This window comes from uncultured Pigmentiphaga sp. (assembly GCF_937950555.1).
Taxonomy (GTDB): Bacteria; Pseudomonadota; Gammaproteobacteria; order Burkholderiales; family Burkholderiaceae_B; genus Pigmentiphaga.
The window spans coordinates 44,218-68,884 of the sequence record NZ_CALFCW010000062.1; the positions used below are offsets into that span (position 1 = coordinate 44,218).

Here is a 24,667-nt window from a genome sequence, read left to right on the forward strand (position 1 = left end):
AAAGCGCCTCACGCAGGGCGGTAGCGACGCGGGCGCAAGCCGGCGTGGAACCAATTGATGAGCGTCACGCCATCGAACACGGGCACGCCGAAACGCTCGGCAATGTCGGCGCTGAATGGCGTCATATTGGCACACTCCAGCACGATGGCGCCGACCTCCGGATAAGTCCGCAGCAATCGTTCCGCGGCCTCGAGCACCTCCGTGCGCATTGGCTCGTAACGTGGAACGGTATCGCCCGATTTGATGGATGTCACGAATACGGAGTCAGGCGGCATGCCGACCACCGGCGTGCCCGGATGGACGCCGACTGCCTCCAGGTGGCTCGCATGCAGGCTTTCTCGGCTGAACGTGAGAATGCCCACGCGCTTGCCAGGCGCGATCAATCGTTCCGCTAGCGGGACCTGCAGCAGGCTGCTTGCGGCGACGGGTACGCCGCAAGCAGCGGCCAACTCTTGCTGATACAACGCCAGGAAACCGCAAGTCGTCGCGATGCCGTCTACCCCGCCGGCAACCAAGTCGCGTGCCGCGGCCTTGAACGAGTCCAGCAGCCCGGACGATTCGAGCGCCATCATCTTGTCGGGCGTCGCATCCTCCACGATGCGATACTGCACCGGGAAATCCCAGGTTCCGGCATGGCCGACGTCTCCGGGAAGGCGGCAAAACCCCGTCTTCACCATCAAGATGCCGATGGTCACGCCATGGAAAGTCTTCGCACGCCCCGCCATCCTGCGATCTCCTATTCCCGTGCAGCGCCGGTCACTTCGGCTCGATCTTTGCATCGGCCACGGCCTGGGCGTACTTCTTGCTTTCCTGCAAGACGTAATCGCCGAATCGCTTGCCGGTGACCGTCCCGGCGACCATGCCCTGCTTGTCGAGCCAAGCCTTGAAATCAGGCGAAGCGAGCACCTTGGTCAACGCGGACTGAATACGGTTGGATACCGATTCCGGGAGGCCCGCAGGCCCCCACATGCCGTACCAGGACACGAAGTCCATGTTCGGAACGCCTGCCTCTTCGAGCGTCGGCACCGACGGCAGCAAATCGCTGCGACGTCCGCCCGTCACCGCGATCGCCTTCAGGCGTCCCGTGTTCACGAACGGCAGTGTCGTCAGCACCGGATCCATCATCGCGCTGAGCTGCCCGCCGACGATGTCGGTCAGCGCCGGCGCAGAACCCTTGTAGATCACCATGGGAATCGACGTGCCCGTGCGGACGTTGAACGTTTCCATGGCCAAGTGGCCGCCCGACCCGAAGCCGCCGACGCCAAAGTTCACCTTGTCAGGGTGGGCTTTGGCGTACTGGACGAATTCCCCGACCGTGTTAATGCCGCTCTGCGGCGAAACGACGAATACCAGCGGCGTGCTCGCCACCATCCCGACCGGAGTGAAATTCTCATGCAGGTCGAAACGTGGCTTCTCCTTCATCACCAGCGGATTGACGATGACCGTGCTGGCCGTCAACAGCAACACATGGCCATCTGGCTCCGATCCCGCCACGTATTCCGCGCCGATATTGCCGGAGGCACCCGCGCGATTCTCCACGACGACTTGTTGGCCGAGCTCCTGGGACAAGTGGGGAGCCAGCGCCCTCGCCAAGGCATCGACCGTTCCGCCCGGCACATACGGCGCAACGATGCGAATTGGTTTGGTGGGAAAGGCCTGCGCCGCGCTCGCCGCCGACCAGGAGGCAATCACCGCTCCCGCAATGCGGATTGCCCACTTCTTCATTATCGCCATCACGACTTCCTCTTGCCCGTTGATAACCTCGAATCCCCGCTCCGCTTATGTTCATAATTCGAACAACTTGTGCAAATGACGGGTAGAGCTAGGTTATTCGGGAGCCCCCGGCCGGTCAACGATTTTTTCGGAAGATGCTTATGGTCGACTCAACGTCCAGCCTGCGGCAATAGCGCGACCAGCGTTTCGAGCGTATCGGCCTCCTCGACGGCCTTGTCCCGGCGCCAGCGCAGCATGCGGGGGAAGCGCACGGCGACGCCGCTCTTGTGGCGCGTGCTGCGCGCAATGCCTTCGAAGCCGAGTTCGAACACCATGGTAGGCAACACGCTACGCACCGGCCCGAACGTTTCCTGCGTCGTCTTGCGCACGACGGCATCCACCTGTCGGATTTCTTCGTCCGTCAGCCCCGAATATGCCTTGGCAAATGGGACGAGGCGGCGGCCCGGCGTACCGGGCGGCGCGTCCCACACCGCGAAGGTGTAGTCGGTATAAAGACTGGCGCGACGACCATGCCCCTTCTGCGCATAGATGAGGACGGCGTCGACCGAATAAGGATCGACCTTCCATTTCCACCACAATCCGACGTCTTTGCTGCGCCCCACGCCATACTGGCCGCCTGCCTGCTTGAGCATCATGCCTTCCACGCCACGGCTGCGGGAAGATTCGCGCAAGCGCGCGAAATCGTCCCACGAAGCCGCCTGCAGCAGCGGGCTCGGGCGCAGGCACACCGCGCCCACGCCAGCAAGCAATTCATCGAGTTTCCCGCGCCGCTCCCGTTGAGGCCGGCTCCGCCAATCCTCTCCTTCCCACTCCAGCAGGTCGTAGGCCAAGAGCGCCACGGGAGCGTTGCGCAATATGGCCGACGTCAAGCTCTTGCGGCCGATGCGTTGCTGCAGTTGCGCAAAAGGCTGGACCTCGCCTTCTTTGCAGACCACGATTTCACCGTCGATGACGGTACCGTCAGGCAGCATCTCGCCGGCCTGCACCAGCTCCGGAAACCGATCACTGACGAGCTCTTCGCCGCGCGACCACACCCAGACGCCACCGCTGCGCCGAACCAACTGCGCGCGTATGCCGTCCCATTTCCATTCGACGAGCCACTCCGACACCGGTCCGAGCACGCCGTCGAATTCACCGATGTCGAGTTGCAGGGGATGGGCGAGGAAAAACGGGTAAGGCAGGCCGCTTCGCGACCGCTCGGCGCGCACTTCGGAGGAAATCAAATCCAGGTAGGTGTGCGCCGTGGGGCGTGCGCCGAGATCGGTATATCCGACCATGCGCTGCGCCACCTCTTTGGCATCCAGGCCGGCTACCTCCGCCAGCGCGCGCGTCACCGAAAGGCGCGACACGCCTACCCGGAAGCTCCCAGTGATGAGCTTGGTGAAAACCAGGCGACCACGTGCGTCGAGGCGGGCCCAGGCGTCCAGCAAGCGCGGCTTGAGTTGCTCGGGCGCCAGGCCACGCAAAGGAAGCAGGCCGTGTTCCACCCAGGCCGAGAGGCTCGCGTGATCGTGGCCTTCAGACTCCGGAAGCAACAAGGCGATCGTTTCCGCCAGGTCTCCGACGGCCTGGTAACTTTCGTCGAACAGCCACTCCGGGATGTCGGCCGCCTCCCGCGCATACTCCTTGAGCAGCTTGACCGGCACCAGTTGCCGCGGCTTGCCGCCCGCGAGAAAGTACACTGCCCACGCGGCATCAGCGGCGGGCACCTGCCTGAAGTAATCCACCATCGCTGCCTGTTTGCCTCGGCTGGATGTGGTGGATTCGAGCGCAACGTACAAATCGACGAAGGCTTTCATGCCTCACCCGCCGCGGGCTGGAGCTCATCTCCGCCCCCGTCCTCTTCGTCACCGTACTCGGTGCTGAAGGATTCCGCCAGCAGGCCACGTTCGCGCAACCAACGCACCATGGCATGGACGCTGCCATGCGTGACGAACACCCGTTCCGCCCCCGTCGCAGCGATGGCCTGCTGCAGGCCCGGCCAATCAGCATGGTCCGACAATACAAATCCGCGGTCCACGCCGCGACGGCGGCGATTGCCTCGCACGCGCATCCAACCGCTGGCGTAACCGTCCGAATGGTCGGCAAACCGCCGAAGCCAAGGCGAACCCTGGGCCGACGGCGGCGCCAGCACCAACGCCCGACGCAGGAGGGATTTGTCGGCGACCTCGGAGATGCGCAGGGCCGCGGGCAAGGCTACGCCCGCGCGACGGTAGGCGTCGTTGAGCGACGCGACGGAACCATGCACGATGATGGGCCCAACGGAAGCATCCACGCTGGCCAATATGCGCTGTGCTTTGCCGAAGGCGTAGCAATAGAGCACCGAGGGGCGGCCCTGCTCGGCATTCCGGCGCCACCACTCGTTGATCTCACCGAACAGGATGCTGTTCTCCTGCCAACGATAGATGGGCAGCCCAAAAGTGGATTCGGTGATGAAGGTGTGGCATCGAACCGGCTCGAATGACGCACAGGTCGGATCCGGCTCGAGCTTGTAGTCGCCCGACGCCACCCAGACCTCCCCGCGATGCTCCACGCGGACCTGGGCGGACCCGAGGACATGCCCGGCCGGATGCAAAGAGATGCGCACGCCATTGACCGTCACCGGCTCGCCATACCCTAGCGTTTGCAGGGAAACATCTCCGAGCCTGGCCCGCAGCACGGTCTCGCCCGCCCGCGCGGCCAGATAAGCGCCATGGCCCACGCGTGCATGATCCGAATGCGCGTGGGTGATTACCGCGCGCTCGACGGGGCGCCAAGGATCGATGTGAAAACCGCCTGGGGGGCAATACAAGCCTTCCCGGGTGGCGACGATGAGGTCCACGCAAGACTTCCTGGAGGTGGCATATCGCCAGACATGACCACATTATCCTGAAAACCCGCCGCGAACCGAAAAAAGGCTGCGCTGGCCGCGCCGGCGGATGCTGGCGAGCGCCCCGGCGCTGACGGCGGAGCCTCTTGCTAGACGATTCGATGTGCCTTCATCGCATCAATCGCCCACGATCTTGCGTTCACGGATAATCGCGCCGAAACGCCTGGCGTCGTCTTCTGCGCGCTTGCGGAACTGCTCAGGCGTCATCGGCGCCGGATCGCCACCTATGGCCACCACGCGCTCCCGGAACGCGGGCGTGCCGATGATCTTGTTGATCTCGCCATTGAGCCGGTTGATGATTTCCTTGGGCGTACCCGACGGCGCGTAGAAACCGAAGACGGTGTCGGCGTCGAAGCCCTTCAACCCGACTTCGTCCAGCGTCGGCACGTCGGGAAACAGCGGCGAACGGGTCAGGCTGCCGACGGCCAGCATGTTGAGCTTGCCCGCCTGCACGTGCTGCATGGCGATCCCCGGATCGAAAGCGAAATCTATCTGGCCGGCCAGGAGATCGACCAGCGCGGGCGCGGCGCCGCGGTATGGCACGTGTACCACGCTCACGCCCGCCTGGCTCTGGAACATTTCGGCGGCCAGGTGAGGAGAACTCCCGTTGCCTGGCGTGCCGTACGTCACTTTGCCTGGATTGGCCTTGAGGTATGCGATGAAGGATTGCACGTCGGTGGGCAGCTTGCCTGGGCGGGTGACGAGAAACACCTTGACCTTGGCAGCGGCGGCGACGGGGTCCAGGTCCTTGGCGGGATCGAACGACATCTTGGGATAGATGAAAGGATTGACCGACACCATGCCGCCGGAGCTCATCAGCAACGTATAGCCGTCCGGGGCCGAACGTGCGACGGCTTCGCCGCCTATGTTCCCGCCTGCCCCACCCTTGTTTTCCACCACCACGGGTTGGCCCAACACCTCCTGCAAAGGCCCTGTGACCGCCCTCGCGATCTGGTCGGCTGCGCCTCCGGGCGGGAAGTTCACCACGACCTTCACCGGCTTGGTAGGCCATGACTGGGCCGCGGCGCCGAAAGCCGCGGCCCAGCCCAACGCGAACACGCTCAGCCGAGCCACTATGGCTCGCTTGCCTCTTTGACGGTTCATGCTTGTCTCCTGTGTTGTCATGATGAACACTGCACGTCCCGCCCGCCCCGGCCGCGATGACGGCCGGGGCACCCGGGCGTTCAGAACGGATAGTGCCGAGGCGTGGTCTGCACGGTGATCCAGCGCAGCTCGGTGAACTCGTGGATGCCGGCCTTGCCTCCGAAACGGCCGATGCCGCTTTCCTTCACGCCGCCGAACGGCATCTGCGCCTCATCGTGGACGGTCGGGCCATTGACATGGCAGATGCCGGACTCGATGCGCTTGGCCACCTGCATGGCGCGCGCGACATCGCGGCCGAAGACCGCGGAAGAAAGCCCGTATTCGGTGTCATTGGCGCATTGGATGGCGGCTTCGACGCCGCTGACACGCACCACCGCCTTCACCGGGCCGAACGACTCTTCCGAGTAAATCCTCATGTCGCGCGTCACCCGGTCCAGGATGGTCGCCGGCATGAGGGTGTTTTCCGCCTTGCCTCCGCACACGAGCACGGCACCCTTGGACAGCGCATCATCGATCATGGCGTTGCAGCGCTCCACGGTCGACATGTCCACCACCGATCCGAGTACCGCCGGCCCTTTGCGCGGGTCCTGCAGCGGCAGGGACTGGGCCTTGGCCGCGAATTTGGCCACGAACTCGTCAGCCACCTTTTCATCGACGATGATGCGCTCGGTGGACATGCAGATCTGGCCCGAATTGGCGAACGCGCCAAACGCGGCGGCATTGACTGCGGCGTCCAGATCGGCGTCGTCCAGGACCACGAGCGGCGCCTTGCCTCCGAGCTCGAGCACCACGGGCTTGAGATACTTGGCGCAAGTTTGCGCAATGATCTTCCCTACCCGCGTCGAGCCAGTGAAGTTCACGCGACGCACGGCGGGATGCGCGACGGCGGCCTCCACCACAGCACCGGCGTCGGCCGGCGCGTTGGTAACGAAGTTGACCACTCCCGGCGGAAAACCGGCTTCGTTGAGCGCTTCGACGATCAGGCCATGCGTGGCCGGGCACAATTCCGATCCCTTGAACACCACGGTATTACCGCACGCGAGCGGCACGGCCAGCGCGCGCACGCCGAGGATCACAGGCGCATTCCATGGTGCGATGCCCAGTACGACGCCCGCACCCTGCCGCACCGCCATGGCGAGGCTGCCGGGCACATCCGAGGGAATGACCTCGCCGCTGATCTGGGTCGTCAAGGCAGCCGCTTCCTGCAGCATGCCCGCGGCCAGGTGAACGTTGAATCCGGCCCACATCGCCGAAGCGCCCGTCTCGGCCGCCATGGCCTGCGCGAACGCGTCGCCCTTGGCCTCCAAGGCCTGGGCCGCCTTGAGCAACAGCGCTCGCCGCTCGCTGGGGCCGGTGTCGCGCCAGCTCTCGAAGGCGCGTGCCGCTGCCTCGACGGCCTTGACCATGTCTTCCGGCGAGGCGGCCGGCGCGCGCGTGGCGACCGAACCGTCGAGCGGGTTGCGACGCTCAAAGGTCGCATCCCCGGAGGCCGCTGCAGACTTTCCATCGATCAGCATGGCGATCGTTTTCATATCAGTCTCCTGCTTGAAGTAAGGCAGAAGCGGGAAATCAGGCGATTTCCACGTCTACCAGGATGGGAACCGGCGATGCCAGCGCTTGGCGCAGCACGTCCGGCAACTTGGCGGGGTCCGACACCCGTATTCCCTCGCACGCCAAGCCGCGGGCCAAGGACGCGAAATCCAGGTCGGAAAGCTCGGTCCCTGCCAGCGGGTCGCCGGGCTTGAAACCGAATGTCGGTGCAAATTCCGTCAGTGCAGCATACCGCCGGTTGTTCAGGATGACGAAAGTAATAGGCAGCTTGAGCTGTGCGGCAGTCCAGAGCGCCTGGATCGCGTACATGCTGGAGCCGTCGCCGATGAGCCCGATGACTTTGCCCTGCGGCTTGGCAAGGGCCACGCCCACGGCGGCCGGCATGCCGTACCCGAGCCCGCCGCTACACATGGTGTAGAAGGTTTCGCTGCGCAGCATGGGCAGGTATTGGTGCATGATGGGGCGCGCGCTGGGCGACTCCTCCACCACGATGGAAGCGGGATCGCGCACCTCGGCCAAGGTTTGCAGCACATAGGCCGCCGACATGGGCAACGAAGGCTCGGCCCGGGGCACGCGCGCTCTTGGCGCGGGCAGCTCGCGGACGGGCGGAGCCGTGCGCTCCAATAGTTCCCGCACGCCAAGATGGATGCTCCCCACCGCCGCGGTGCCGACGGGAGCCCATGCCGCGACGTTGGGATCGTCGGTTAGCTGCAGCAGCGTCGCACCCTCGGGCACATGCGGGCCGAAACCCTCGACGTGGTAGGTGAAGGCCGGCGCCCCGATCACGAAAATGCAGTCATAGCCGCCCAGCAGGCCCACGATCTTCTCCCGCATGGCGGGCAGGAACCCCATGAATTGCCGATGGTCCTCCGGAAAGCCGCAACGTCCGGACATGGGAGCCACCCACACGCCTGCCTTGTGGCGCTCGGCCAGCTCGACCACGGCGTCCCAGGCCCCGTCGCGATCGACCGAAGCGCCGATGACGAAAGCGGGCCGCCGGGCCCGGTCGAGCGCCGCCGCGATCTCGGCCATCACGGCCGGATCGGGACGCAACGTGTCCCCCACCCGACGCGGCGCCACTGGCTCGCAGGGACGCGACCAATCATCGGCCGGGACCGAGATCAGCACCGGCCCGCGCGGCGGCTGCATGGCGATGTAATAGCCACGCGCGATGGCGAGCGGCACATCTTCCGCACGCGCCGGCTCGCAGCTCCACTTCACATAGGGCTTGGGCAGTTCGGTTGCCTGGGCAGAGTACAGGAACGGTTCGAACGGCAGGATGGAGCGCGCCTGCTGTCCTGCGGTAATGACCAGCGGCGTGCGGTTCTTATAGGCAGTAAACAGGTTGCCCATGGCGTTGCCAACGCCGGCGGCCGAGTGCAGGTTGACGAACGCGGCGCCGCGACGCGCTTGCGCGTACCCGTCCGCCATGCCGACCACCACGCCTTCATGCAGGCCCAACACATAGCGGAAGTCGTCGGGAAAGTCCAAGAACAGGGGCAGCTCGGTCGAGCCGGGGTTGCCGAAAATAGTGGTCATGTCGAAAGCGCGGAGCAATTCGAGCACCGCCTCTCGGACAGTCGTAGTGGCGCCTGCCGCTGTGGGGCTGGAAGGCATCATGAGTCGTCTCCGGGATAGGTCCGGGCCTCGCCCGTCTTTGATGCAAGTATGGCAAGCCGACCCTTGCCTGAACATTGCTTTTTCGAGAAAAAGTCATTACCTTTTGGCATGACCTACGACATCCGGCAACTTCAGGCTTTCCTTGCCGTGGTGCACCACGGATCCCTGGGGCGCGCGGCACAGAAGCTCAACATCACCCAACCCGCGCTCAGCCGCACCATCCGGCGCCTGGAGCAGCAGGTCGGCGCGCCGCTTTTCGAGCGTTACTCCACCGGCATGGTATTGACGAGCTTCGGCCAGGCCTTGCTTCCGCACGCCACGCTGTTGCAGCGGGAAGCCGAACAGGCCACGGAGGAACTCAACGCCCTCCGCGGCCTGGCAAGGGGAACGATACGCGTCGGGGCCGTCGCGAGCGCCGTCAGCCAGGTGCTGCCGATCGCCATCGGCCGCGTGCTGGCGCAGTGGCCCAATCTGCAAGTGCATCTCGTCGAAGGCGTGGGGGATCTCCTCACGGACGCCCTGTTGAACTACGACATCGACCTCGCCATCGGCGTGTCCATGCCCGACACGCCCGAGATCAGCGCCATCCCGGATTGCGAGTGGCACGATACCAGTCACATCATCGCGGCCGCCGGCCATCCACTGCGCAAGCGCGCAAGGCTGAAGCTCGAAGACACGCTCAGCCACAAGTGGGTCCTGCCGCCGCGGGGCACGGCCCCATTCACGGAGCTGACGCATATCTTCACGTCACGCGGCCTGCCCCTGCCCAACGTCGTCATCGAGACGCGCTCCATTCTCGCCATCAAGAGCATGGTGGCGCACGCGGGCTTCCTGAGCTGGATGCCCGAGCCCATGTATCAACCCGAGCGCGCGGCGGGCCTTGCCGATACCCTGCCCGTCCCGGGAGGCATGTTGAAGCGCAGGTTGATGGTGTTTCGCCGCAGCAGGGGCATTCTTCCGCAGCCCGCGGTCAAACTGCTGGACGAACTTCGCTTGATGTTGTGAGCAGCGCTCCGCCGCGCCGGGCAGCGTGCGCTCACAAGGCTGCATCCACGGCTTCTATCCAATGGCGGACGGGGACGTCGGTACCACCTTGCAGGTGCGCCAGGCAGCCGATGTTCGCTGACAGGATGACGTCGGGCTCGACCTGCCGGATCGCCGCCAACTTGCGGTCCCGAAGCTCGCCAGCAATTTTCGGCTGCAGCACCGAGTACGTTCCTGCAGACCCGCAGCACAAGTGGCTTTCGGCAAAAGGCTGCAATGCAAACCCGAGCTTCGCCAAGAGATTCTCGGTCAACGGCCGCAAGCCTTGCCAGTGCTGCAGCGTGCACGGCGGATGAAACGCAGGCCGGGCGGGAAGCGGGCCGGTCAGCTTGCCCGCCAGTTCGTCCGCATGCGGTTCGACGATCTCCGCCACGTCGCGCACCAGAGCGGAAATGCGTTCGGCCTTGGCCGCGTACGCAGGATCATCCTGCAGATGATGCGCGTATTCGCGCACGGTGGCGCCACAGCCCGAGGCATTCGTGACGATGGCCTCTACGCGCCCGGCCTCGATGTCCGGCCACCAGGCATCGATGTTGGCGCGCATCTGGGCCAGCGCGGCGGACTGCTGGTCCAAATGAAATCGCACAGCGCCGCAACACCCGGACCTCGACGCGACCCGGGCCCGGATACCGATGGCGTCCAGCACCCTCCGCGTCGCGGCATCGATGGACGGCATCATGGAAGGCTGCACGCATCCGGCCAACATGAATACCTCCCGCGCATGCTCGCGGCGCGGCACGGGGCCCGGCGCGCGGCGCGGTGGTACCTTGGCGGCAAGCGCGGCGGGCAAGGCCGGACGCACGGCCTGCGCCATCCGCATCGCCACGCCGAACAACGGCGAAGTCAACGCCTTGCCGAGCACGGCGCGCTTGATCTTATCGCCGGGCTCGCGCTCCACCCGCTCGTCTACGAGGCGACGGCCGATGTCGATCAAGTGGCCATATTGCACGCCCGACGGGCAGGTGGTTTCACAATTGCGGCAGGTCAGGCATCGATCGAGGTGACGCTGCGTGCTTTCAGTCACCTCATTGCCTTCGAGCAGCTGCTTGATCAGGTAAATGCGGCCGCGCGGACTGTCCAGTTCATCGCCCAGCACCTGGTAGGTCGGGCAGGTAGCCGTGCAAAAGCCGCAATGTACACACTTGCGCAGGATGGCCTCGGCGCGCTTGCCGTCAGGCGTTTCCTTGATCGATTCCGTTAGCCGGGTTTGCATGGCGTCGCTCGTGTTTGAATCTTTAGAGATCGGGGTACATGCGGCCCGGATTGAACACGCCTTCGGGATCGAATTCGTTCTTGAGCCGGCGATGAATGGCCGCGATGGCGGGCGGGAGCGGATGAAAAACGCCTACCGCCCGTACTTCCTGGGCCGACGAAGCCCGGAAAAGCGTGGCATGCCCGCCGGCTCGCGTAGCTGCAGCGCGCACGGCATCCGCGGCAACCGGGCCAGCCAGCCAACGCTGCGCGCCGCCCCACTCGATCAGCGTCGCCCCCAGCCCCAATGCCGGTGCGGTGGACTTGACGGACAATCGCCATAGCGGCCGCCGCGACAAAAAAGGATGGGTGTGGTCGCGCAAAGAGCGCCACCAAGCCGCCGCCTGCGCTTCCGGGACGACGTCGCCGCCCATTTTTTTCATCGCGGCGGCGACGGCGGCGCCGGCTCCGGACAAACGCACGGTGAGGCGGCCGCGCCCGTCCGCATCCGTATCCCATGCGGTGGCGCTGATGGGAAGCGACTGGCGCCCCCAGGCATTCATCTGGCGCAGCGCTTCCTCTTCCCCCACGGAAAACCGCAGCGTCGTTTCGGCAGCAGGCTTGGGCATGACCTTCAAGGACACTTCGAGTATCACGCCCAGCGTGCCCAACGAACCAGTGATCAACCTCGTGACGTCGTACCCCGCCACATTCTTCATGACGGTACCCCCGAACCTCAACACCCGGCCCTGGGCATCGAGCATGCGCACGCCGAGCACAAAGTCGCGCACGCCTCCGGCCGCGATGCGGCGCGGTCCCGCCAGAGCCGTTGCCACGCAGCCCCCCAGCGTGGCGCCGCCGCCGAAATGCGGCGGCTCGAAAGCTAGCATCTGGCCCTGCTCGGCGAGCAGGGCCTCGACCTGGGTCAACGGCGTCCCGGCACGCGCGGTCAATACCAGTTCCGAGGGCTGATAGTCGATGACCCCGGCGTAAGGCGACATGTCGAGCACGGACTCATGGTCGACCGGCATGCCGTAGAACGATTTGCTGCCACCGCCGTGAATGTAGAGCGCCTTGCCGCCGGCGTTGGCGAGCAGAACGCGAGCGCGAAGATCGGACAACAGTACGTCCATGGATGGAATCGTCTCCGGAACGGGCGCCGCGGTGCCGGCGCCCACGATCATCAAAAGCGGGGGATCTCTGGGAAGCGGACCATGCCGCGATGGACGTGGCGCTGACCATACTCATTGCACCGGGCCAAAGTGGGAATGGCTTTACCGGGGTTGAGCAGGCCGGCGGCATCAAACGCATGCTTGACGCCGAAAAAAACATCCAATTCTTCTCGCGCGAACTGAACACACATCTGGTTGATCTTCTCCGTGCCCACGCCATGTTCGCCGGTGATGGTGCCCCCGACCTCGACGCAAAGCTCGAGTATCTCCGCACCAAACCGCTCGGCCCGCTCCACCTGGTCCAGGTCGTTGGCGTCGAACAGGATGAGCGGATGCAGGTTGCCGTCGCCCGCATGGAAGACGTTGGCGCAGCGCAGGCCGTACCTGTGCTCCATCTCCGAGATGGCCGCCAGCACGCGGCTCAAGTGACGCCGGGGAATGGTCCCATCCATGCAGTAATAATCGGGAGAAATCCGGCCTGCTGCGGGAAAAGCATTCTTTCTTCCCGCCCAGAACAACAGCCGCTCGGCCTCGGACCGAGAAACCTGCAAGCGGGTCGCGCCACATCGTGCGAACAAGGTTTCGATGCGCGCAATCTCGTCTTCGACTTCCTCTTCCGTGCCATCGGACTCGCACAGCAGGATGGCGGCCGCGTCGAGATCGTAGCCGGCATGCACGAAGGGCTCGACCATGTGTATGGCCCGCTTGTCCATCATTTCCAGACCGGCGGGAATGATGCCCTCGGCGATCACGCTGGCCACGGCCTCGCCGGCCGCCTCGACCGTGGCGAAACTGGCCATCACGACCCGCGCCACGGCGGGTTTGGGAATGAGCTTGACGGTCACCTCGGTGACGATGCCCAGCATGCCCTCGGACCCAATGATGAGCGAGAGCAGGTCGAACCCGGGCGCATCGAACGCCTCCGAACCGAGTTCGAGTACCTCGCCGTCTATGGTCACCACGCGCACAGCCAGGACATTGTGCACGGTGAGGCCGTACTTCAGGCAATGCACGCCGCCCGAATTCTCAGCCACGTTGCCGCCTATGGTGCAGGCGATCTGGCTAGAGGGATCGGGCGCGTAATACAGGCCGTAAGGAGCCGCGGCTTCGGAAATGGCGAGATTGCGTACGCCGGGCTGGACGACGGCCTGGCGCGCATCAGGATCGATACGAACGATGCGATTGAACTTCGCCATGCCGAGCAGCACGCCTTCGGCATGCGGCATGGCGCCGCCGGACAGCCCCGTCCCCGCCCCACGCGCCACCACGGGCACGCCGAGCCGCTTGCACAGCCGCAGGATATCCCGGACCTGGCCTTCGGTTTCCGGCAAGACCACCACCATGGGCAGCTGGCGGTACAGGGACAAGCCATCGCATTCGTACGGACGCGTGTCCTCTTCCCGAAAAAGTATGCAGTGATGGGGAAGCACGTCGCGCAAGGCCTGAACTACCTCGGCTTGGCGCTTGGCTACGATCGGGTCCAACCCGACTTCTGTTGGGGCGTTCATGCACCTTCTCCAGTAACTTATGAAGATAGCGTGCACCCACCTCGGCCAAAAAGCGTAGAAACCCCAATGCTGCCGTCCTTCGTGGGAGCGGGAACCGGACGCCCGGCTTTCCCGTAAGCCCTCACACGATGGGGGGAGGCAAGACCTTGCCGGGGTTGAGGATGTTCAGCGGGTCGAAAACCCGCTTGATCTGGCGCATGAGGTCGAGCGCGTCCTCGCCGTGCTCTTCGCTCATAAACTGCATCTTGTGCAGGCCCACGCCATGCTCGCCGGTGCAGGTCCCGTCCATGCTGAGCGCCCGGTGTACGAGGCGCCGGTTGAGGGCCTCCGCTTCCAGCCATTCTGCCTCGCTGTCGGGATCCAGCAGCATTTGTACGTGGAAGTTGCCGTCGCCCACGTGCCCCACCATGCAGGTCGGGAAGCTGGCTTTGGCAAGGTCCTCGTTGGTTTCGCGGATGCAATCGGCGAGCCGCGATATGGGCACGCACACGTCGGTGCTGGAAGCCCGGGCGCCCGGCCGCAATTGCAGTGTCGCGAAATAGGCGTTGTGCCGCGCTGCCCAAAGGCGGTTCCGGTCTTCAGGATGCACGGCCCACTCGAAGTCCATGCCACCATGCTCCCTGGCAATCTCCTGCACCATCGTCGCCTGTTCTTCCACTCCCGAGGGACTGCCGTGGAACTCGAACAGCAGCAAAGGGGTCTCGCGCAAGGAGAGCTTGCTGTAGAGGTTAAGCGCACGCACGGTCGCCGTATCCAGCAACTCCACCCTGGCCACCGGGACGCCCATCTGGATGGTTTGGATGACGGCCGCGACGGCGGCGTCCACGCTGGGAAAATTGCAGACGGCCGCCGAGATCGCTTCGGGAATCGGATAAAGGCGCACCGTCACCTCGGTAATGATCCCCAGCGTCCCTTCGCTGCCGATGAACAGGCGGGTCAGGTCGTATCCAGCGGAAGACTTCTTCGCCCTGCGCGCGGTGCGTACGACCTTGCCCTGGGCCGTCACCACGGTCAGCGACAGGATATTCTCGCGCATCGTGCCGTAGCGGACGGCGTTGGTGCCGGAAGCGCGCGTGGCGGCCATGCCGCCGAACGATGCATCGGCACCGGGATCGATGGGAAAAAACAAGCCCGTGTCGCGAATCTCGTTGTTGAGCTGCTTGCGGGTCACGCCGGCTTGCACGGTGACCGTCAAATCGTCGGGCTGCACGGACAGCACCCGGTTCATGCGCGACAGATCGAGCGTAATGCCGCCCTGCACGGGAAGCAGGTGCCCCTCGAGGGAGGATCCCGAGCCGTAGGCGATGATCGGCACCTGGTGCGCCGCGCAGGCAGTCACGGCCGCGACGACGTCCTCGGTGCTCTCCGCGAACACGACGGCATCCGGCGGCACGGCCGGAAACGGGGATTCGTCCCGACCGTGGTGCTCGCGCACGGACGGGTTCAGCGAAAGGCGCTCACCGAAGTGGGCGGCAAGCGCATCGAGGCAGGCCTGCGGCACGGGGCGGCGCAACGAGGTAGCTGAAGCGGGGGCGTTCATGACATTGCGGTTCAACAAGGGAATCCCCCGATTCTACGCCCAGCCGCCTTCGCCCTGTCCGCTCTGGCGCGCCGGCTGGAGACAGAAACCTTGGCCGGCACTGACTACAATGCCTACCGGGAACGCCGCCGCATGCGCGGCGCGTCGAAACCGATACACGGAGCATGCATGGGACATCGATTGAGCGTCATCGCCACGCGGACGGGCGACGACGGCACCACAGGACTGGCGACCGGCACGCGCGTCCCCAAAGACTCCCCGCGCATCGCGGCCATCGGTGACGTGGACGAGCTCAATAGCGCGTTGGGTTTGCTGGCGACGGAAGCGCTGCCGCCAGGCGTTGCCGCCGACGTGCTCGACATCCAGCACGACCTGTTCGACCTGGGGGGCGAACTGAGCATGCCGGGACAAGCGCTGCTGCGGCCGGAGCGCGTCGCGCACCTGGACCGGCTGCTTTCTGATTACAACGCGCGCCTCGAACCGCTGAAAGAGTTCGTGTTGCCCGGTGGCAGCCGGGCTGGTGCACTTGCCCATGTGGCGCGCACCATATGCCGCCGCGCCGAACGGAGCGTCGTCGCGCTCGACCGGTCGGAACCCGTCCAACCGGCGATACGTCAATACCTGAACCGGCTGTCCGATCTCTTGTTCGTGCTCGCCCGGCGCATCAACCAGGACGCAGGCGCCCCGGAAGTGCTTTGGCGCCCTGGGAGGACCGGCGGCAACTAGCGCGGGGCGGCCTTCGCCGCCCCGGCCTGCAAGCCTTACTTGCCGCTGGTGGTCGCTACCAGACGGCGAGCCTGCACTGCCTGGGCCAGGCGCTCAAGCACGCGCACTGAAGTCTCCCAATCGATGCAGCCGTCGGTAATGCTTTGACCATATACCAGCGGTTTGCCGGGAACGAGGTCCTGCCGGCCGGCCACCAGGTGACTTTCCACCATCACGCCGATGATGCGGCTATCGCCCGCCTCGACCTGGCTTGCCACGTTGTCGACCACCTGGGGCTGGTTCTCCGGCTTTTTCATGCTGTTGGCGTGGCTCGCGTCGATCATCACGCGCTGCGCCAGCCCGGCCTTGGCCATTTCCTGGGCCGCCGCCTCCACGCTCGCGGCATCGTAGTTGGGCGTCTTGCCGCCGCGCAAGATGACGTGGCAATCCTCATTGCCGTTGGTCGAGACGATGGCCGAGACGCCACCCTTCGTGACGGACAGGAAGTGGTGAGGCTGAGAAGCAGCCTTGATCGCGTCGACCGCGATGCGGACATTGCCGTCGGTGCCGTTCTTGAAGCCCACGGGGCACGACAGCCCGGAGGCAAGTTCGCGGTGCACCTGGCTCTCGGTGGTGCGGGCGCCGATGGCTCCCCAGGAAACGAGATCGGCGATGTATTGGGGCGTGATCATGTCCAGATATTCACACCCCGCAGGCACGCCGCGGGCGTTGATCTCCAGCAAGAGTTGGCGGGCGATGCGCAAGCCCTTGTTGATGTTGAAGCTGCCGTCGAGGTCAGGATCGTTGATCAACCCTTTCCACCCCACGGTGGTACGCGGCTTTTCGAAGTACACCCGCATGATGATTTCCAGCTCGCCGGCGAAGCGGTCGCGCTCGGCCTTCAGGCGCGACGCGTATTCCAATGCGGCTTCGGTGTCGTGGATCGAGCAGGGCCCGATTACCACGACCAGCCTATCGTCCATGCCGTGCAGAATGCGGTGTACGGCTTGCCGGGCGTTGTAAACCGTGTCGGAAACCTCGGCGGTGCAAGGAAACTCGCGCATCAAATGCGAAGGCGGAGCAAGCTCTTTGATTTCTCGAATGCGCAAGTCGTCGGTGTTGTGCGACACGGTCCTCTCCTGGATTTCAATGATGTCTGTTTGGCATGTAAGTCGGTGCTTGCCCCTTGCTCCATCGTCCAGGCACAAAAAAAGCCGCCAGGACGCTGGCGGCTTTTTTGGGGCAGGAATTCGTTAGATACGACGCTTCCTTTCCTCCGCCAGCGGCTTCGGAAATCCAAAAAAGTAAAAGTAGTAGGAAGCGTAGTTCATGAAATATATCGTAGCAGGCATGAAAAGCCTGAGCAAGTGGCGGGTACTTTTAAAACCGGCGGCCGGCGATCGCGCGGACGCTTTTCCCAGGGAATTGCCACGGCCCGCCCTGTTGCATTCCGGCCACTGAGGCATCGCCGGGGTGTTCCCGGCCATGGGCTGCAGTCCTGTCGCGACATGGGCGGATAGCCTGTGCCCGCCCCGCCGTACGGTCCGGGGCTGGCGCCCACGGCATCCCGAAGCGGGCCGAAGGGCGCCGTCAGCCGAAAAACTCCAGCAGTAGCCCGTTGACCTCCTCGGCCTGCTCGAACTGCACCCAATGGCCGGCGTCGGCAACGACCCGCCACGTCCGTTCAGGCCGCCCCTGGACCCACATCGGCCCGACCCGATCGGGATAAGCGGTGACGTCGTGCTCGCCCCAAAGCAGAAGCATGGGCATGGAGAACTGGTCCAGCAGCGGGGTCATCGCGTTGCCCAGCGACAAAGCCTTGCTGCGGAAGCGCGTGGTTTCGCAGGCTTGGCGGTGCACGGCCATGGCGAGGGCCTCGATCCGGCGTTCGTCATGCAGCATGAGGGCGCGCAGATTGTGGCGCAAGTCATCGAGCAGCGCCTGCTCGCCAGACGCCCGGCGCCAGTTGACCATGGCGGTCTGCTGCCGTCGGGGCGTGCCGTGGCCCGCAGCGCCCAGCAATGCGAGCCGGTCGACGTGCCCCCGGTGCGCCGCCAGGCGCGCTGCGCACAGCCCGCCAAAGGAAAAGCCCGCTAGGTGGATCTCGGTATGCGCACCGACGAGTTGGTCCAACGTAGCGGCCGTGGTCGCAATGAGCTGGTCCCAATCGCCCGGCGGTGGCAACGTCCCCGACTCGCCGTAGGAAGGAAGATCGGGCAGCCATACGGTATATCGGCGCGCCAGCGCTTGGACGTTGCGGATCCAATGCCTCCAGCTGCCATGGCCGCCGTGCAGCAGCACCAGGGGCGGTCCCTCGCCCGCCGACCGCCAGCGCACGCGGGTGCCCGCATGCTCCACGTCGCGAACGGTGGTCCCGGCCTCCACGGCGGCGATGATCCGGGCGGCGGCGGCGATGTCGTCCGGACTGAAGGCAATCGACTGCATTTCGTTCATGGAAGCGAAGCTTAACCCGGCGCCGCCCATCGGGCACGCCGGAGCCATCGTCTAAACTAGCAATAAGCTCCTCTCTCTTTCGTCTTTTCCGCAACCCCGCATGTCTGAACCCGTCCGCTTATCCAAACGCATGTCCGAACTGGGGTTGTGTTCGCGCCGGGAGGCCGACGAATGGATCAGCCGCGGGTGGGTACGCGTGGACGGCGCCGTGGTCTCGGTATTGGGCAGCAAGGTACTGCCCCACCAGAAAATCAGCGTGGAACGCGCCGCATCTGCCGAACAGGCGCGGCGCGTCACCATACTCCTCAACAAACCCGTGGGCTATGTCAGCGGGCAGGCCGAGGACGGTTACCAGCCCGCAGTGGCACTGATCAAGGCCAGCACGCGTTGGAAAGGAGACCGGGTTCCCATCCGCTTCCAGGCTGCCCATTTGCGCAGCCTGGTACCTGCGGGGAGGCTGGACATCGACTCGGTCGGCTTGCTCGTCCTGACCCAGGACGGCCGCATTGCCAAGCATCTGATCGGCGAAGATTCCACTGTCGACAAAGAGTATCTCGTGCGGGTGCAGCACATGCATCCGGGGCGCCTGCCCGACAGCGCGCTGAAATTGCTCAATCACGGCCTCTCCCTCGACGGCAAACCGCTGCGGCCGGCGAAAGTGCGCTGGCAAAACGAAGATCAGCTGTCGTTCGTGCTCAGGGAAGGGAAAAAACGGCAGATCCGGCGCATGTGCGAACTGGTCGGCCTGAAGGTGGTGGGCTTGAAGCGCGTCCGCATCGGCGGCGTCGTGCTGGGCGACCTGCCGCCGGGGCAGTGGCGATACCTGCGGGCGGACGAACGTTTCTGACTGGCCTCCCCATGCGGGCGGCTTAGCCCGCGGCGCAGTTCGTCGCGCGCGTGCCGCTGGCCGCTGCCCGCACACTTGCTGCAATCGCATCGGCCAATTGCGCTACCACGCGCTGGTGTGCGGCCACGACGTCGGACACCTCTGCCCCTGAGGCTTGCTGTTCGAACCGACCAAGACAAACCTGCGCAGCGGTGGCCGCAGTCGGCTTGACAGACCATGCCGCCTCCGCCTGCACTGCCCCACCCAGGCGCGCATCGAGCCGTGAAAACTCGACGCTGATCCGATAATCAGGTTTGCCGGCGATGCCGCCGCGGGCCATGTCTACCGCGCGGAGCCGGCGTTGCAGTGCCGATGACAAGGCGTCCTGCATCTCGTCACCCAGCGAGGCCGACCATCGATGCTGCTCCAACATCTGCACCTGCGCGCCGTCTTGCCGCACGACGATCTGGCGCCTGCGCAGGCGTTCTGGCAACGCGACGGGCGTGAGCTCGATCACCATGTCGGGCGCCCCATCGCTCGCCGGGGCCGGCATCTCGCCCTGCAAGGTGTAGATGCGGGGAACGGGAGGCGTCGCGCATCCATACACCCCGCTCAAGCCGGCCACGGCCGCCATCGTCAGTACGATATGCTTCATCGGTCTTCCTTGGGTTTTCCTCGCAGCAGCGACTGCGGGTTCTCCTCCAGATAATCGGTCAGCTGCCGCAGCGAATTGGCCGTGCGCGTCAGTTCTTGCAGGGCGCGGCGCAGGTCCTGCTGCAGCGGCGCATCGGCCGAGAATGTGCCCTCGGCAGCCCGCAGCGTCTTGCGGGCATCCTGCATGGCGGCAAGGATCTCGGGCGCAACCTGCCCGTCGAGTCGCTGCACCAGCTTGTCTGCCGATGCCACGGTCGCGCGCACTCCAGCCAGCGCGGCGGACAAGTCCTGACCGATGGTATCGAAGGGAACCTTGCCGATCTTGGCGACGATTTCGGCCAGCTTGCCCTGCAGTTCGTCGAACGTGCCTGGAACCGTCGGAAACTCCTGCAGGTTATGGTGACGCCCGGGCTTGGGCGGCGGGGCATCCTTGAAGAGGTCGATCGCCACGTACAACTGCCCCGTCAAGAGATTGCCGTTGCGCAGCTGTGCGCGCATGCCGCGCCGGACCAGGTCGTTCAGCAGCCGTGTGCGGGCTTCCTCGCTCAACGCCCCGGGATGGGCCAATGCGCCCACGCCCAAGCGCGACAGATACAAATCCACGACCACGGGCAGCCTGAAGGAGTTGGTTTCCCTGTGGAACTCGATGCCGATGGAACGGACTTCGCCGATCACCACCCCGCGGAAATCCACCGGCGCCCCGGGAGACAACCCGCGCACCGATTGGTCGAAATACATGACGAAACTGGTGGGCGGCCCGTCCTCGATCTTGAATGCCTCCTCCTGGTTGGCAGCAAGCTCGAACTCTGCATCGTTCTGCGCGAGCTCGCCCGGCGGAAGGTGGGGAGAATCGAGGAAAGACACGCCGCCGAGCAAGACGGAGACGATGGACTCCGTCTGCAGCTTGAGCCCGTCGGCATTGAGCTTCAGGTTGACGCCGCTCGAATGCCAGAACCGCGTGCTCGTGGTCACGAGCGCGTCGTACGGGGATTTGACGAACACCCTGACCGTGACCCCTTTGCCGTCTTCATCCAGGTCGTAGGCGACCACTTGCCCCACGTTGACGCGCCTGAAGTACACCGGCGACCCGATGTCCAGCGAACCCAGGTCCTTGGCCCGCAGCACGAACTGCTTGCCGGGCGTATCGGCCGTGACGATGGGCGGGACCTCCAGCCCCACAAAGGACGTTGCGCGCACTTTGGAGCGCCCTGCATCGACCCCGATGTAGGCCCCCGAGAGCAAGGTGCCCAAGCCACTGACGCCGCTCGCGGCAATGCGGGGCTTGACCACCCAGAAGCGACTGTCTTCCACCGCAAAGCCGCTGGCATCGTCGGTCAGTTCCACTTCCACGATGACGTGCGAGTGGTCGTCGGCCAAATTGATCGCGGTCACGCGACCGATGTCGAGATCCTTGTAGCGGACCTTCGTCTTGCCGGCTTCGATGCCTTCGGCGGAACGAAAGCTGATCTCGATGGTAGGACCGCGTTCGAGCCAAGCGTCGAGCGCGAACGAAAGACCGGCCAATGCGGCGACGATGGGAACGATCCACACCAGAGACGGCAGCCAGCGGCGCCGCGAGCGGCGCATGGGCGCTTCCAGGCCGGAGGCCGGAGGAGTTTCAGGCTTTTCTGTCATGGGTGTCTATTGGGTCCCAAATGAGGCGGGGGTCGAAACTCATGGAGGCCAACATGGTGAGCACCACCACTGCACCGAAGGCGATCGCACCGGGCTCGGGCTTGACCGTGGCGAGCGGGCCTACCTGCACCAGCGCGGCCAGCACGGCGACCACGAACACGTCCACCATGGACCAGCGGCCGACCAGCTCGACCAAAGCGTAGAGTTGAGTTCGCTCGAGGGGGCGCCAGGTGGAGCGAAACTGTGTGGTGGCGACCAGCATGAGCAGCACCACGAGCTTGAAGAGGGGAATGACGATGCTGGCGCAGAAGACGACGGCGGCGACGAAGTACGATCCATCCTCCCACAGGTAAAGCACGCCGCTCATGATGGTGTTCGATTGCGTGCCGAACAACGTTCCGGTCGTCATGACAGGCAGGAGGTTGGCCGGTAGGTAAAGCGCCATGGCTGCCAGGAGAAAAGCCCAAGTCCGCCTCAGGCTGTCAGGCTTGCGCCAATGCAGGGTCGCGCCACAACGCGTACACCGACTCCCCGCCCGGGAACGCGGGAAGACCGCAGTGCAGTGCTGGCACGCCATCACGCCCACCTGCGATGCCGTTCGCACGGGACTCACGAACCCTCCTCCACTGTACCGGCGCGCCCTGAAAGCTCGATCTTCTCGGCATACTCCCAGAAATCTGCCGGCTCGAAACCGACGATGATCGCAAGCAGCACGGTTAGCGCGCCGAATCCCCAGAGCGCAGGGCCGGGGATGAGCGTCGCCATCGCGGAAAGCTTCACCATCGCGGCGACGACGCCAAGCAGGAAGACCTCAATCATCCCCCAAGGACGCCCCAGGCGAATGAAGCGCACGATGGCATCGAAACCGGCCGGCACTCGCCCGGCAGTCAGCGGCCCGAGCAGGTACGCGAGCAAACTGAGCTCGAGCAGCGGGACGAGCATGGTCGTAACGAGCACGAGCATCGCGACCGACAACATTTCTTCGTGCGCCAACGCCCATACCGCGCCCCACACGGTGGCACGCGTCGAGACGCCTTGGATCTCCATCGTGACGATGGGAAAGGCATTGCAGATGACGTACACGATGAGCCCAGCCAGCACGATCGGGAACAGCGCGGCGAAGCGGGCATCGTTGTTGCGATACAGCTCGGCACCGCAACGACGACAATAGGCGCGTTCGCCCGGGGACAGGGCCGCCCGGGTATAAACGGCATCGCAGTGGGGGCACAGCTTGAGGGCCGTATTGGCGCAGGACAAAGATGGGTGGCGCATTGGATCAGACGACATCGGTACGAAGCAACCCCGCCGCTGAACGGCTCTCATGCGAACGCATCTGAGTAGGTGTGTCCGCATGATATAGCAGAACCTGTCACGTCACGTGACCATCCTTCGTATTGGGGAAAGACGTCTTGCCCCCAACAGCCGCTACGCTCCCGGCAAGGCCGACGGACGTGTTCCGGATCTCGGCCTACGCACGGTCACACCGGAAACGGCGGCCCAAGGGCCGCCAAAGCGTTGGCGTCCTCTCTCTCTTTTTCGTATACGGTGGTCACGCCGCTCAAGCCGTGCCGCCCACCGTCAGCCCGTCTATGCGCAAGGTGGGCTGGCCCACCCCGACTGGCACGCTTTGCCCGTCCTTGCCGCAGGTGCCCACCCCGGAATCGAGGCGCATGTCATTGCCGATCATGCTGACCCGGTGCATCGCGTCGGGGCCGTTGCCGATCAGCGTGGCGCCTTTGACGGGGTGGGTGACCTTCCCGTCTTCGATCATGTAGGCCTCGGACGTCGAGAAGACGAACTTGCCGTTGGTGATGTCGACCTGTCCGCCCCCGAAGTTGACGGCGTACAGTCCGCGCTTGACCGAGCGCACGATCTCTTCGGGGTCTTTGTCGCCCGCGAGCATATAGGTGTTGGTCATGCGCGGCATGGGCAGGTGCGCGAAGGATTCCCGGCGCCCGTTGCCGGTGACGGCGGTTTTCATGAGCCGGGCATTCAGGGCATCCTGCATGTAGCCGCGCAAAATGCCATCCTCGATCAGCACGTTGCGCTGGGAGACGTTGCCTTCGTCATCGATGTTGAGCGAACCTCGGCGCCCGGGAAGAGTGCCGTCGTCCACCACGGTCACGCCCTTGGCGGCCACGCGTTCGCCGACGCGGCCCGAGAACACGCTGGACCCCTTGCGGTTGAAATCCCCTTCCAGCCCGTGCCCCACGGCTTCGTGCAGCAGGATGCCGGGCCACCCCGACCCGAGCACCACTGTCATTTCCCCGGCAGGGGCGGGCCGTGCCTCCAGGTTGACCAAGGCTTCGTGCACGGCACGCTCCACGTACTGCTCGAGCAGGTCGTCAGTAAAGTAGTCGAAGCCCGTTCGGCCCCCGCCCCCGCCGTGGCCGACTTCGCGGCGTCCATTCTGCTCGGCGATCACGGTCAGCGACAGGCGCACCAACGGCCGCACGTCGGCCGCCAGCCGACCGTCGCTGCCCGCCACCAATACCACATCGTATTCCGCGCCGAGGCCAGCCATTACTTGCACCACTCGCGGATCGCGCGCGCGGGCCATCCTCTCCACGCGTTCGAGCAGCCCGACCTTTTCCGGTGCCGAGAGTGATGCCAAGGGATCTTGGGGCAGGTAGAGCGCCCGCCCTTCCGCCTGGCGATAACGGCTGGCCACCTTGGCCTTGCCCGCCCCCTGGCGCGCGATCGAGCGCACCGCCCGGGCGGACGACAGCAGCGCATCCTGGGACAGCGTGTCGGAATAGGCGAAGGCGGTTTTTTCTCCACTCAGCGCGCGCACGCCCACGCCCTGTTCGATGGAGAAGCTCCCCGTCTTGACGATCCCTTCTTCCAGGCTCCAACCCTCGCTCCGGGTGTACTGGAAATACAGGTCCGCATAGTCGACCTTGTGCGTGAAGATCTCAGCGATGGCACGCGAAAGATCGGCTTCGGTCAGCCCCCAAGGGTCGAGCAAGAGAGATTTGGCGATGGCGAGCGACTGGATGTGGGGTTCGACAAGTTGCATAGATGGCGGAGCAAATTCTTGGTGAAGCGGGCCTGGACCCA

General features: G+C 64.9%; 21 protein-coding genes. 3 read left to right on the plus strand and 18 right to left on the minus strand.

Annotation, left to right across the window (positions count from 1 at the left end; genetic code table 11):
- Positions 1–8: 8 nt before the first annotated feature.
- The 7 genes from Q0319_RS14475 to mdlC all read right to left on the minus strand — a co-directional run bounded on the left by Q0319_RS14475 (position 9) and on the right by mdlC (position 8,878).
- Positions 9–725: an aspartate/glutamate racemase family protein gene (locus Q0319_RS14475; RefSeq protein ID WP_296466977.1), complete on the minus strand. Its 717-nt coding sequence runs from the start codon at positions 723–725 to the stop codon at positions 9–11.
- A gap of 31 nt (positions 726–756) precedes the next feature.
- Positions 757–1,725: a tripartite tricarboxylate transporter substrate binding protein gene (locus Q0319_RS14480; protein WP_296466980.1), complete on the minus strand. Its 969-nt coding sequence runs from the start codon at positions 1,723–1,725 to the stop codon at positions 757–759.
- A gap of 158 nt (positions 1,726–1,883) precedes the next feature.
- Positions 1,884–3,533 carry an ATP-dependent DNA ligase gene (locus Q0319_RS14485; RefSeq protein ID WP_299453742.1) on the minus strand — a complete coding sequence of 550 codons (1,650 nt, stop codon included), beginning with the start codon at positions 3,531–3,533 and terminating at the stop codon, positions 1,884–1,886.
- Positions 3,530–4,555, minus strand: coding sequence for a ligase-associated DNA damage response exonuclease (locus tag Q0319_RS14490; RefSeq protein ID WP_299453745.1), 1,026 nt, complete (start codon positions 4,553–4,555; stop codon positions 3,530–3,532). Before Q0319_RS14490 ends, Q0319_RS14485 begins: the two co-directional genes overlap by 4 nt.
- 165 nt (positions 4,556–4,720) lie before the next feature.
- Positions 4,721–5,707 carry a tripartite tricarboxylate transporter substrate binding protein gene (locus tag Q0319_RS14495; protein ID WP_299453747.1) on the minus strand — a complete coding sequence of 329 codons (987 nt, stop codon included), beginning with the start codon at positions 5,705–5,707 and terminating at the stop codon, positions 4,721–4,723.
- Between the two features lie 80 nt (positions 5,708–5,787).
- The gene (locus tag Q0319_RS14500; RefSeq protein ID WP_296466992.1) at positions 5,788–7,239 is read right to left on the minus strand and encodes an aldehyde dehydrogenase; all 1,452 of its coding nucleotides are present in this window, start codon (positions 7,237–7,239) and stop codon (positions 5,788–5,790) included.
- Between the two features lie 37 nt (positions 7,240–7,276).
- Positions 7,277–8,878, minus strand: a complete 1,602-nt coding sequence (gene mdlC / locus Q0319_RS14505; protein WP_296466996.1) for a benzoylformate decarboxylase — start codon at positions 8,876–8,878, stop codon at positions 7,277–7,279.
- A gap of 108 nt (positions 8,879–8,986) precedes the next feature.
- Here mdlC and Q0319_RS14510 point away from each other — a divergent pair, with 108 nt between their 5' ends.
- Positions 8,987–9,883 (plus strand): LysR family transcriptional regulator, encoded by an 897-nt coding sequence (locus tag Q0319_RS14510; protein WP_296466998.1) that lies wholly within the window; start codon positions 8,987–8,989, stop codon positions 9,881–9,883.
- 31 nt (positions 9,884–9,914) lie between these two features.
- On the opposite strand, the gene glcF is transcribed toward Q0319_RS14510, so the two are convergent.
- The 4 genes from glcF to Q0319_RS14530 all read right to left on the minus strand — a co-directional run bounded on the left by glcF (position 9,915) and on the right by Q0319_RS14530 (position 15,333).
- On the minus strand, positions 9,915–11,135 hold the full coding sequence (gene glcF / locus Q0319_RS14515) for a glycolate oxidase subunit GlcF (protein WP_296467001.1): 1,221 nt from the start codon (positions 11,133–11,135) through the stop codon (positions 9,915–9,917).
- Between the two features lie 22 nt (positions 11,136–11,157).
- Positions 11,158–12,246, minus strand: a complete 1,089-nt coding sequence (glcE, locus tag Q0319_RS14520) for a glycolate oxidase subunit GlcE (RefSeq protein ID WP_299453752.1) — start codon at positions 12,244–12,246, stop codon at positions 11,158–11,160.
- A 50-nt stretch (positions 12,247–12,296) separates the two neighbouring features.
- Positions 12,297–13,793 carry an FAD-linked oxidase C-terminal domain-containing protein gene (locus tag Q0319_RS14525; RefSeq protein ID WP_296467009.1) on the minus strand — a complete coding sequence of 499 codons (1,497 nt, stop codon included), beginning with the start codon at positions 13,791–13,793 and terminating at the stop codon, positions 12,297–12,299.
- Between the two features lie 121 nt (positions 13,794–13,914).
- The gene (locus Q0319_RS14530) at positions 13,915–15,333 is read right to left on the minus strand and encodes an FAD-linked oxidase C-terminal domain-containing protein (protein ID WP_299453803.1); all 1,419 of its coding nucleotides are present in this window, start codon (positions 15,331–15,333) and stop codon (positions 13,915–13,917) included.
- A gap of 168 nt (positions 15,334–15,501) precedes the next feature.
- Here Q0319_RS14530 and Q0319_RS14535 point away from each other — a divergent pair, with 168 nt between their 5' ends.
- Positions 15,502–16,059, plus strand: coding sequence for a cob(I)yrinic acid a,c-diamide adenosyltransferase (locus Q0319_RS14535; protein WP_296470933.1), 558 nt, complete (start codon positions 15,502–15,504; stop codon positions 16,057–16,059).
- Between the two features lie 35 nt (positions 16,060–16,094).
- Here Q0319_RS14535 and aroG read toward each other — a convergent pair whose 3' ends face one another.
- Positions 16,095–17,168: a 3-deoxy-7-phosphoheptulonate synthase AroG gene (gene aroG / locus Q0319_RS14540; protein WP_296470936.1), complete on the minus strand. Its 1,074-nt coding sequence runs from the start codon at positions 17,166–17,168 to the stop codon at positions 16,095–16,097.
- Between the two features lie 460 nt (positions 17,169–17,628).
- Positions 17,629–18,492 (minus strand): alpha/beta fold hydrolase, encoded by an 864-nt coding sequence (locus Q0319_RS14545; RefSeq protein ID WP_299453757.1) that lies wholly within the window; start codon positions 18,490–18,492, stop codon positions 17,629–17,631.
- A 100-nt stretch (positions 18,493–18,592) separates the two neighbouring features.
- Here Q0319_RS14545 and Q0319_RS14550 point away from each other — a divergent pair, with 100 nt between their 5' ends.
- Positions 18,593–19,339, plus strand: a complete 747-nt coding sequence (locus tag Q0319_RS14550; RefSeq protein ID WP_296467515.1) for a pseudouridine synthase — start codon at positions 18,593–18,595, stop codon at positions 19,337–19,339.
- A 22-nt stretch (positions 19,340–19,361) separates the two neighbouring features.
- Here Q0319_RS14550 and Q0319_RS14555 read toward each other — a convergent pair whose 3' ends face one another.
- The 5 genes from Q0319_RS14555 to tldD all read right to left on the minus strand — a co-directional run bounded on the left by Q0319_RS14555 (position 19,362) and on the right by tldD (position 24,626).
- Positions 19,362–19,973 carry a PqiC family protein gene (locus Q0319_RS14555; RefSeq protein ID WP_296467512.1) on the minus strand — a complete coding sequence of 204 codons (612 nt, stop codon included), beginning with the start codon at positions 19,971–19,973 and terminating at the stop codon, positions 19,362–19,364.
- Positions 19,970–21,607 carry an MlaD family protein gene (locus Q0319_RS14560; protein ID WP_299453761.1) on the minus strand — a complete coding sequence of 546 codons (1,638 nt, stop codon included), beginning with the start codon at positions 21,605–21,607 and terminating at the stop codon, positions 19,970–19,972. Before Q0319_RS14560 ends, Q0319_RS14555 begins: the two co-directional genes overlap by 4 nt.
- Positions 21,591–22,220: a paraquat-inducible protein A gene (locus tag Q0319_RS14565; RefSeq protein ID WP_299453764.1), complete on the minus strand. Its 630-nt coding sequence runs from the start codon at positions 22,218–22,220 to the stop codon at positions 21,591–21,593. The genes Q0319_RS14560 and Q0319_RS14565 overlap by 17 nt, the downstream gene beginning before the upstream one ends.
- On the minus strand, positions 22,217–22,879 hold the full coding sequence (locus Q0319_RS14570; RefSeq protein ID WP_299453767.1) for a paraquat-inducible protein A: 663 nt from the start codon (positions 22,877–22,879) through the stop codon (positions 22,217–22,219). The genes Q0319_RS14565 and Q0319_RS14570 overlap by 4 nt, the downstream gene beginning before the upstream one ends.
- A gap of 286 nt (positions 22,880–23,165) precedes the next feature.
- Entirely contained in the window at positions 23,166–24,626 is a 1,461-nt protein-coding gene (gene tldD, locus Q0319_RS14575; protein ID WP_296467501.1) for a metalloprotease TldD, read from the minus strand.
- Between the last annotated feature and the right edge of the window lie 41 nt (positions 24,627–24,667).

Excerpts from the sequence above, each read along its gene's own strand:
- Q0319_RS14545 (WP_299453757.1), bottom strand. The coding sequence starts at position 18,492 with ATGAACGAAATGCAGTCGATTGCCTTCAGTCCGGACGACATCGCCGCC.
- Q0319_RS14555 (WP_296467512.1), bottom strand. The coding sequence starts at position 19,973 with ATGAAGCATATCGTACTGACGATGGCGGCCGTGGCCGGCTTGAGCGGG.
- glcF (WP_296467001.1), bottom strand. The coding sequence starts at position 11,135 with ATGCAAACCCGGCTAACGGAATCGATCAAGGAAACGCCTGACGGCAAG.
- Q0319_RS14495 (WP_299453747.1), bottom strand. The coding sequence starts at position 5,707 with ATGAACCGTCAAAGAGGCAAGCGAGCCATAGTGGCTCGGCTGAGCGTG.
- Q0319_RS14530 (WP_299453803.1), bottom strand. The coding sequence starts at position 15,333 with ATGAACGCCCCCGCTTCAGCTACCTCGTTGCGCCGCCCCGTGCCGCAG.
- Q0319_RS14525 (WP_296467009.1), bottom strand. The coding sequence starts at position 13,793 with ATGAACGCCCCAACAGAAGTCGGGTTGGACCCGATCGTAGCCAAGCGC.
- Q0319_RS14480 (WP_296466980.1), bottom strand. The coding sequence starts at position 1,725 with ATGAAGAAGTGGGCAATCCGCATTGCGGGAGCGGTGATTGCCTCCTGG.
- Q0319_RS14535 (WP_296470933.1), top strand. The coding sequence starts at position 15,502 with ATGGGACATCGATTGAGCGTCATCGCCACGCGGACGGGCGACGACGGC.
- Q0319_RS14550 (WP_296467515.1), top strand. The coding sequence starts at position 18,593 with ATGTCTGAACCCGTCCGCTTATCCAAACGCATGTCCGAACTGGGGTTG.
- Q0319_RS14570 (WP_299453767.1), bottom strand. The coding sequence starts at position 22,879 with ATGCGCCACCCATCTTTGTCCTGCGCCAATACGGCCCTCAAGCTGTGC.
- Q0319_RS14560 (WP_299453761.1), bottom strand. The coding sequence starts at position 21,607 with ATGACAGAAAAGCCTGAAACTCCTCCGGCCTCCGGCCTGGAAGCGCCC.
- Q0319_RS14500 (WP_296466992.1), bottom strand. The coding sequence starts at position 7,239 with ATGAAAACGATCGCCATGCTGATCGATGGAAAGTCTGCAGCGGCCTCC.
- tldD (WP_296467501.1), bottom strand. The coding sequence starts at position 24,626 with ATGCAACTTGTCGAACCCCACATCCAGTCGCTCGCCATCGCCAAATCT.
- Q0319_RS14485 (WP_299453742.1), bottom strand. The coding sequence starts at position 3,533 with ATGAAAGCCTTCGTCGATTTGTACGTTGCGCTCGAATCCACCACATCC.
- mdlC (WP_296466996.1), bottom strand. The coding sequence starts at position 8,878 with ATGATGCCTTCCAGCCCCACAGCGGCAGGCGCCACTACGACTGTCCGA.
- glcE (WP_299453752.1), bottom strand. The coding sequence starts at position 12,246 with ATGGACGTACTGTTGTCCGATCTTCGCGCTCGCGTTCTGCTCGCCAAC.
- Q0319_RS14510 (WP_296466998.1), top strand. The coding sequence starts at position 8,987 with ATGACCTACGACATCCGGCAACTTCAGGCTTTCCTTGCCGTGGTGCAC.
- Q0319_RS14475 (WP_296466977.1), bottom strand. The coding sequence starts at position 725 with ATGGCGGGGCGTGCGAAGACTTTCCATGGCGTGACCATCGGCATCTTG.